The sequence below is a fragment of the Mycobacterium sp. 94-17 genome (genome assembly GCF_035617725.1).
GTDB lineage: Bacteria > Actinomycetota > Actinomycetes > Mycobacteriales > Mycobacteriaceae > Mycobacterium.
This window is the reverse complement of sequence record NZ_JAPIYN010000026.1, coordinates 1-7,995: the sequence shown is the minus strand read 5'-3', so window position 1 is coordinate 7,995 and position 7,995 is coordinate 1. Positions and strand designations below refer to the sequence as shown.

The window sequence follows — 7,995 nt, the reverse complement described above, 5'->3', positions numbered from 1 at the left end:
CGCAAGGCTCCGGCAGCTCATCCGTTGACCTTGCTCCCGGCGACCGCCCGGGCGAGCGCATTGACCACGAACGTCAGCACGAACAGCGCGAATCCCGCCGAGATGTACGCCCCCGTGGGCAGCGGCTCGCTGAACTCCGCGGCCGCCGACGCGATCTTCGACGCGAACGTGTACCCGCCGTCGAACAGCGACCAATTACCCGGGCGGGCGGCTGAGCGCAGAATGATCAGCACCGCCACGGTCTCGCCGAGTGCCCGGCCCAACCCCAGCATCGAGGCGGCGATGACGCCGCTGCGTCCGAACGGCAGCACGGTCATGCGCACCACCTCCCATTTGGTGGCGCCCAGCGCCTGAGCCGCCTCCATCTGGATGTGCGGCGTCTGGCGAAACACCTCGCGTGAGACGGACGTGATGATGGGCAGAATCATCACGGACAGCACAACGCCTGCGGTGAAGATGGTGCCGCCACCCTGCAACGAGACGTTGCCCTGCTTGAACAGGAACAGCCAGCCGAGGTGGCGGTTGAGAAACGCGGCCAGCGGTTCGATCTCGGGTGCGAGCACGAAAATCCCCCACAGCCCGAAGATGATCGACGGCACCGCGGCCAGCAGATCGACCACCGCGCCGAAGGGGCGCGCCAGCCGCCTCGGCGCGTATTGGGTCAGAAAGACGGCGATGCCGACGGCGATGGGAACGGCCAGCACCAGCGCGCTGAGCGAACTGAGCACCGTGACCATGAACAGATCGCGGATGCCGAAAGCGAGCTTGTTCGGGTCGCTGGTGCTGAACCTGGCGCTGGTGAAAAAGTTCGCGTGGTTGACCCGCAATGACGGGACGGCCCGCAGCAACAGGAACACCGCAATCAACCCGATGGCGACCACGATCGTCATACCGGCAGTCATGGCCATCGACTTGAACAGCTGGTCAGCCCGCCGCCCCACGTGTTCACTCAGCGCTGTCAGAGCCGGCTTCTTCGTGGTCGACGGGGGGACTGCTGCTCCTCGTGTCACGACCACCTCAGGTTAGGCGATGGCGTTGATCGAAGCAGATAGCCTCGCCTTGAACGAGTCGGGGATGGGGATGTAGCCGTTGTCGGCCAGACCGCTCTGCCCGGCACCGATGGTGCTTTGCAGGAACGCCTTGACCGCAGTCCCGACCTGCGGGTCGGGGTACTTCGAGCAGACGATCTCGTAGGTGGCCAACACGATCGGGTACGAGCCGGCCTGGGTCGGCCGGTAGAAGGAAAGCGTATCCAGCACCAGGTCGTTGCCCTGGCCGGCGATCGTGGCCCCGGCAATCGTCTTGCCCACCGAGTCGGCACTGATGGACACCGGATCCGGGCCGGCCGAGGTGACGATCTTGGCCATGTTCAGTTTCTGCGCCTGGGCAAACGACCACTCGTTGTAGGTGATGGACCCCTCGGTCGCCTTGATCGCCGCCGAGGTGCCGTCGTTGCCCTTTGCTCCCTCGCCGACGCCGCCCTTGAATGTCTTGCCGGCGCCCTTGCCCCACGCACCATTGGAGGCAGCGTCGAGGTACTTCTGGAAGTTGTCGGTGGTGCCGGATTCGTCGTTACGGAACACGACGTGGATCGGCTCGGCGGGCAGCGTGGTACCCGGGTTGAGCGCCTGGATCGCCGGGTCATTCCACGTGGTGATCGCGCCGTTGAAGATTTTGGCGGCCGTGCCGCCGTCCAGGATCAGTGAGTTGAGGCCCGCGACGTTGTACGTGATGGCGATGGGGCCGAACACCACAGGGAGATTCAGCGCAGGCGAACCGCAACGCTGTTGCGCCGCGGCGTATTCGTTGGGGGCCAGCGGCGAGTCCGAACCACCGAAATCCGTTTGCTTGCCGTTGAATTCGCTGATTCCGGCGCCGGATCCGTTGGCGGTGTAGTTGAGCGTCTGGCCCGGGCAGGCCTGCTCGAACGCATTGACGAACCGGGTCATCGCGTTGGCCTGGGCCGTCGAGCCGCTGGCCTTGAGGGTCTGCTTTCCACCACAGCTCACGTTGCCCGACGACGACCGGCTCGTTGCGCTCGCGCCGGACCCGTTGTTATCGCTTCCGCATCCCGACAACGCCAGCGTCCCGGCGCTCACGACAGTCAGCAGTGTGCCGAATCGGTTGAGTTTCAATTCGCTTCCTTACGGTCGGGATGAAACAGGATCGCCGCGGGTGGGTAGCCACTGCGCCCGGCCCGCCCATCTCGCAGCCATGAAGCTAACAGTAACAAGGTGAACGTCGAGCAAATGCTTGGCGACCGGCGCCGAACACGCCCGCACTGTGGGACGACATGGGCGGGAACGGTGTTCGGCAAGGGTTCGACCACCCTGGACCAGCAAAGTTGACCCTCGCGTTAGCGCCTTGCGAACGCGGGCGCCGCGAACCCGTGCTCCATTCACAAGAAGGCAGCTGTCATGCCATCAGAGGTGATGCCAAATCCGTTGCGCTTCAAGCGACTTGGGTGCTACGGCGACCGAACCAGATCGGCGTTGTTCGGCTGAGCCGCGCGCCGGACGCATGCATGCCCACCGGTCGGGCGCACCGTCACGCCCGTTTCGCAAAAGTAGAACCTGTTCCAGAAATGTCTGATCCGAGACGGCGCGGCTTGCTACGGTGTCGGCTGATACCGAATTGAGGAGAGACCGCCATGATCCTGGACAGGTTCCGTCTCGACGACAAAGTCGCCGTCATCACGGGTGCAGGCCGTGGCCTCGGCGCGGCCATCGCGCTGGCCTTCGCCGAGGCGGGTGCGGATGTCGTCATTGCCGCACGGACGGAATCCCAACTAGAAGCCGTCGCCGAACAGGTCCGGGTCGTCGGAGGGCGGGCCCGCGTCGTGCCCGCCGACCTGGCGCATCCCGAGTCCACCGCGGAACTGGCCGGCCACGCCGTCGAGGCGTTCGGGAAACTCGACATCGTCGTCAACAACGTCGGCGGAACCATGCCGAACACGCTGCTGACCACGTCGACAAAGGACCTCAGAGACGCCTTCACCTTCAACGTCGCCACGGCCCACGCGCTGACGGTGGCGGCGGTGCCGTTGATGCTCGAGCACGCCGGTGGCGGCAGCATCATCAACATCACCTCGACCATGGGCCGGCTGGCCGGGCGGGGTTTCGCCGCCTACGGCACCGCCAAGGCCGCGCTGTCGCACTACACCCGGCTGACCGCCCTGGACCTGTGCCCGCGCATTCGTGTCAACGCGATCGCGCCGGGGTCGATCCTGACCTCTGCGCTGGACGTAGTCGCCTCCAACGACGAACTGCGTGCGCCGATGGAGAAGGCCACCCCGATGCGCCGCCTCGGCGATCCCGTCGACATTGCCGCTGCCGCAGTCTATTTGGCGTCGCCGGCCGGCAGCTTCCTGACCGGCAAGACGCTCGAGGTCGACGGCGGGCTCACCTACCCCAATCTCGACATCCCCGTCCCGGACCTGTGACCCCCGACCGCTGAGGAGCCAGTCATGCCCATTCCCGTCGTCCAATTAGGCACCGGCAACGTGGGTATCCACGCGCTGCGGGCACTCATCAGCAACCCGGAATTCGAGCTGAAAGGCGTCTGGGTGTCGTCGGACGCCAAGGCAGGCAAAGACGCGGCAGAGCTCGCCGGGTTCACCGAGGCGACCGGCGTGCTCGCCAGCACCGACCTGGATGCCGTGCTCGCCACCGGGCCGCACTGCGCCGTGTACAACGCCCTGGCCGACAACCGGTTGCCCGAGGCGCTCGAGGACTATCGGCGCGTCCTGGCCGCCGGCATCAACATCGTCGGCAGTGGCCCGGTGTTCTTGCAGTACCCGTGGCAGGTCATCCCCGAAGAACTCATCCGACCTTTGGAAGATGCTGCGCGCGAAGGCCATTCGAGCCTCTATGTCAACGGCATCGATCCCGGGTTCGCCAACGATCTGCTGCCGCTGGCGCTGGCGGGCACCTGCCAGAGCATCCAGCAGATTCGCTGCATGGAGATCGTCGACTACGCCACCTATGACAGCGCCGCGGTGATGTTCGACGTGATGGGCTTCGGTAAGCCCCTCGACGACCTTCCCATGCTGCTGCAACCCGGCGTGCTCAGCCTGGCGTGGGGGTCGGTGATCCGCCAAATGGCTGCGGGTCTGGGCATTTCGCTCGACAAGGTCACCCAGGACTATGTCCGCGTCCCCGCCCCCGAAGACTTCGACATCGCCTCGGGTCACATCGCCAAGGGCACCGCCGCCGCGCTGCGCTTCGAGGTGTCCGGCACGGTCGACGGCGCACCCGTCGTCGTCCTGGAACACGTGACACGCCTGCGCGCGGATCTGTGCCCCGAGTGGCCCCAGCCCGCCCAGGAGGGCGGTTCCTACCGCATCGAGATCACCGGCGAACCTTCCTACGCCATGGATGTCTGCCTGAGCAGCCGCAACGGCGATCATAATCACGCCGGCCTGGTGGCCACCGCGATGCGCGTCGTCAACGCGATCCCCGCGGTGGTGGCCGCCGAGCCGGGCATCGTCACCACCCTTGACCTGCCGTTGCTCACCGGCAAGGGGCTGTACCTCCCGCAGTGAGGCTCGCGGCGCCGGAGCCGCTGGCAATCGCACCCAGATGTTCGACTAACCTCACTTTCTTATTCGCCTGATGAGAATCGAGGTCGGGACGTTGGCGCAGCGCACCCAGGGCTCGCTCGCAAGCCACTGGTATCTGCTCGGGCCCGCCTTCGTCGCCGCGATCGCCTACGTCGACCCGGGAAACGTCGCCGCCAACGTCAGCGCCGGCTCGCAGTACGGCTACCTGCTGCTGTGGGTGATCGTGGCGGCCAACGTGCTGGCGGGACTCGTGCAGTACCTGTCGGCCAAGCTGGGACTGGTCACCGGGCGCTCCCTGCCGGGCATGCTCGGCAAGCGGATGGGCCGCCCGGCGCGGTTGATCTACTGGGCCCAGGCCGAACTCGTGGCAATCGCAACCGATGCCGCCGAAGTCGTCGGCGGGGCAATCGCCTTGCGCATCCTTTTCAACTTGCCGCTGCTGGTCGGCGGTGTGGTCACCGGATTGGTGGCCTTGCTGCTGCTGGGCATCCAGGACCGGCGTGGCCAGATCATCTTCGAGCGGGTCATCACCGGCCTGCTGCTCGTCATCGCGATCGGATTCGCGGCGAGCTTCTTCGTCAAGACTGCCCCGCCGGAGGACGTGCTCGGCGGCCTGGTGCCCCGCTTCCGCGGCACCGAAAGCGTGTTGCTGGCAGCCGCCATCTTGGGCGCCACCGTGATGCCGCACGCGGTGTACATGCATTCCGGCCTGGTCCTGGACCGGCACGGGCATCCCGACGAGGGGTCGCATCGACGCCTGCTGCTGCGCGTTACCCGCTGGGATGTGGCGCTGGCGATGGCGGTGGCCGGCACGGTGAACGCGGCGATGCTGTTGATCGCCGCGGTCAACCTGCAACACCGCGACCTGAGCGCTTCCATCGAGGGCGCCTACACCGCGATCCACAACACGCTGGGCGCGACCATCGCGGTGCTGTTCGCGGTTGGGTTGCTCGCGTCGGGTCTGGCGTCATCGTCGGTGGGCGCCTATGCCGGCGCGATGATCATGAAGGGGTTGTTGCACCGGTCGATTCCGATGGTGTTGCGCCGGTTGATCACCCTGGTGCCCGCCATGGTGATCCTGGCGGTGGGGTTCGATCCCACCCGCGCGCTGGTGCTGTCGCAGGTGGTGTTGTCGTTCGGGATACCTTTCGCGGTGCTGCCGTTGATCAAGCTGACCAGCGACCGGGAGCTGATGGGTGGCGACGTCAACCACCGCGTGACGACGATCCTCGGCTGGGCCGTCGGCGTGTTGATTAGTCTGCTCAACATGGTCCTCATCTGGCTGACGGTGACCGGCTGAATGCCGGACCGCCGGCACCTCTACTTCGCATACGGGTCGAACCTGTGCGTCCGGCAGATGGCGCATCGCTGCCCCGACGCGGCACATCCGCGGCCCGCGGTGTTGCCCGATCACGACTGGCTGATCAATCAGCGCGGCGTCGCCACCGTCGAGCCGCTCGCCGGTAACCAGGTGTACGGGGTGGTATGGCAGATCTCCGACGGTGACCTGGCGACGTTGGACAGCGCCGAGGGCGTGCCGGTGCGCTATCGGCGCGACGAGATGACCGTGCGCACGGACGACGGGCCGGCGCCGGCCTGGGTCTACATCGACCACCGGGTGACGCCGGGCCCGCCCCGCCCCGGCTACCTGCCCAGGATCATCGACGGCGCCAGGCAGCACGGGCTGCCGCAACGCTGGGTCGACTTTTTGGGCCGCTGGGACCCCTCCGGGTGGCCCGGCCCGAAGTCGTCGGCGTCCGAGCCTGGGCCGCAATCACTTTCGGCGTTGCTCGGCGAGCTCGGGGTGATCGAGAGCAGCCAATTGCGGTCACGTTTCGGGTTTTTCGCGATCCACGGCGGCGGCCTGGAAGAGATGACAGACACGATCGCCGAGCGTGCCGCCGAGGCGGCCGGCGCCTCGGTGTATGTGGTGCGCCATCCGGATCGCTACCCGCATCACCTGCCGTCGGCGCTGTTCGACCCGGCCGAGTCGCCGCGGCTTGCCGAGTTCCTCGACCATGTCGACGTCGCGGTGTCGCTGCACGGCTACGGCCGCGACGGGCGCAGCACCCAACTGCTGGCGGGCGGCCGCAACCGCGCGTTGGCTGCCCACCTGTCCCGGTGCCTCCGGCTGACCGGTTATCAGGTGATCACCGATCTCGACGACATCCCCCCGGAGTTGCGGGGCCTGCACCCGCGCAACCCGGTGAACCGGGTGCGTGGCGGTGGAGCTCAGCTGGAGCTCTCGGCGCGGGTCAGGGGGATCAGCCCGCGCAGCCCGCTGCCCGGTGATGACGGCCTGTCGACGGTGACCGGCTCCCTCATCCAGGGGCTGGCCCAGGCCGCCCGTAGTTGGTCAATGTCGGATCGTTGAACGGAGATTGCTGGTGGCCAAGGACTTTCGCTTCGGGATGAGCATGCGGTTCTTCAAGTCGCGCGAGGCGTTGCTCGATAAGGCCAAGCGCGCGGAGGATGCCGGCTTCGACATTCTCTGTGTGCCAGACCATTTGGGTGCGGCGGCACCGTTCCCGACGCTGACCGCGGTCGCGATGGTCACCACGACGCTGCGGCTGAGCATGTACGTGCTCAACTCCGCGTTCTACAAGCCGGCCTTGCTCAGCCGTGACGCGCAAGCCCTGGACCTGCTCAGCGACGGCCGGCTGGAGATCGGGCTGGGCACCGGTTATGTCCGGGAAGAGTTCGAGGCCGCGGAGATCCCGTATCCCAGCGCCGGCGCCCGGGTGGACTACCTCGAGCACATGACGAAATACCTGAAGGAACACCATCCGTCGACGCCGCTCATCATCGCCGGCAACGGTGACCGCGTGCTCACCATCGCCGCCCGCAACGCCGACATCATCGGGCTGACCGGCTCCAAGGTGCGCGACGTCGAGGACCCGTTCGGGGAACGGGTCGAGTTCGTCCGCGGCGCCGCCGGGGATCGATTCGATTCACTCGAGCTGAATCTGGCGATCACGGCGATGCCGCGGACCGGCGAGACCGAGCCCGACCTCAAGCTCACCCGGACGTACGCGCCGGACCTGTCCGACGAGGAGATCCTGTCCCAGCCGTCGGTGCTCAGCGGCACTCCCCGCGAGATGGCCGACACGTTGATTTCCTGCCGCGAAAAGTACGGCGTATCGTCTTTCACGGTGCAGGACAACAACATCGACAACTTCTCCAGGGTGATCGCCGAACTGCGCTGACCGCCGGGGCGAATACGTGTGGCCGTGCCGGTAAGCTCAGGCCTGTCCGCCCTCGTAGCTCAGGGGATAGAGCACGGCTCTCCTAAAGCCGGTGTCGCAGGTTCGAATCCTGCCGGGGGCACTTTGCGGCCAGGGGCCGCACGAATTTTTGTGGCTCTTCGGATTCCAGCGGGGCTAGGTGCCGGCTTTGAGGTCGGCGTGCCCTGCGGTTGTGGGGAACGAAGGTGC

7 protein-coding genes and 1 tRNA gene are annotated in these 7,995 nt (G+C 66.6%); 6 read left to right on the top strand and 2 right to left on the bottom strand.

The genetic code is table 11. The annotated features are described in order from the left end of the window. Positions 1 to 17 precede the first annotated feature (17 nt). Together pstC and pstS are read right to left on the bottom strand one after the other, a co-directional pair. Entirely contained in the window at positions 18 to 962 is a 945-nt protein-coding gene (pstC, locus tag OQ789_RS22990; protein WP_420716186.1) for a phosphate ABC transporter permease subunit PstC, read from the bottom strand. A gap of 60 nt (positions 963 to 1,022) precedes the next feature. After that, positions 1,023 to 2,135: a phosphate ABC transporter substrate-binding protein PstS gene (gene pstS / locus OQ789_RS22985; RefSeq protein ID WP_324688481.1), complete on the bottom strand. Its 1,113-nt coding sequence runs from the start codon at positions 2,133 to 2,135 to the stop codon at positions 1,023 to 1,025. Positions 2,136 to 2,650: 515 nt separating this feature from the next. Between pstS and OQ789_RS22980 the strand changes: the two genes are divergently transcribed. The 6 genes from OQ789_RS22980 to OQ789_RS22955 all read left to right on the top strand — a co-directional run bounded on the left by OQ789_RS22980 (position 2,651) and on the right by OQ789_RS22955 (position 7,888). After that, the gene (locus tag OQ789_RS22980; RefSeq protein WP_324688480.1) at positions 2,651 to 3,442 is read left to right on the top strand and encodes an SDR family oxidoreductase; all 792 of its coding nucleotides are present in this window, start codon (positions 2,651 to 2,653) and stop codon (positions 3,440 to 3,442) included. Positions 3,443 to 3,466: 24 nt separating this feature from the next. Next, positions 3,467 to 4,543, top strand: a complete 1,077-nt coding sequence (locus OQ789_RS22975) for a diacylglycerol kinase (RefSeq protein WP_324688479.1) — start codon at positions 3,467 to 3,469, stop codon at positions 4,541 to 4,543. Between the two features lie 70 nt (positions 4,544 to 4,613). After that, entirely contained in the window at positions 4,614 to 5,861 is a 1,248-nt protein-coding gene (locus tag OQ789_RS22970) for an Nramp family divalent metal transporter (RefSeq protein WP_324688478.1), read from the top strand. Continuing rightward, a complete protein-coding gene (locus OQ789_RS22965; protein WP_324688477.1) occupies positions 5,862 to 6,935 on the top strand; it encodes a poly-gamma-glutamate hydrolase family protein in 1,074 nt (357 codons plus the stop codon). It begins immediately after the preceding gene. A 7-nt stretch (positions 6,936 to 6,942) separates the two neighbouring features. Then, positions 6,943 to 7,767 carry an LLM class F420-dependent oxidoreductase gene (locus OQ789_RS22960; protein ID WP_324688476.1) on the top strand — a complete coding sequence of 275 codons (825 nt, stop codon included), beginning with the start codon at positions 6,943 to 6,945 and terminating at the stop codon, positions 7,765 to 7,767. A 48-nt stretch (positions 7,768 to 7,815) separates the two neighbouring features. Continuing rightward, positions 7,816 to 7,888, top strand: a tRNA-Arg gene (locus OQ789_RS22955). Positions 7,889 to 7,995: the final 107 nt, after the last annotated feature.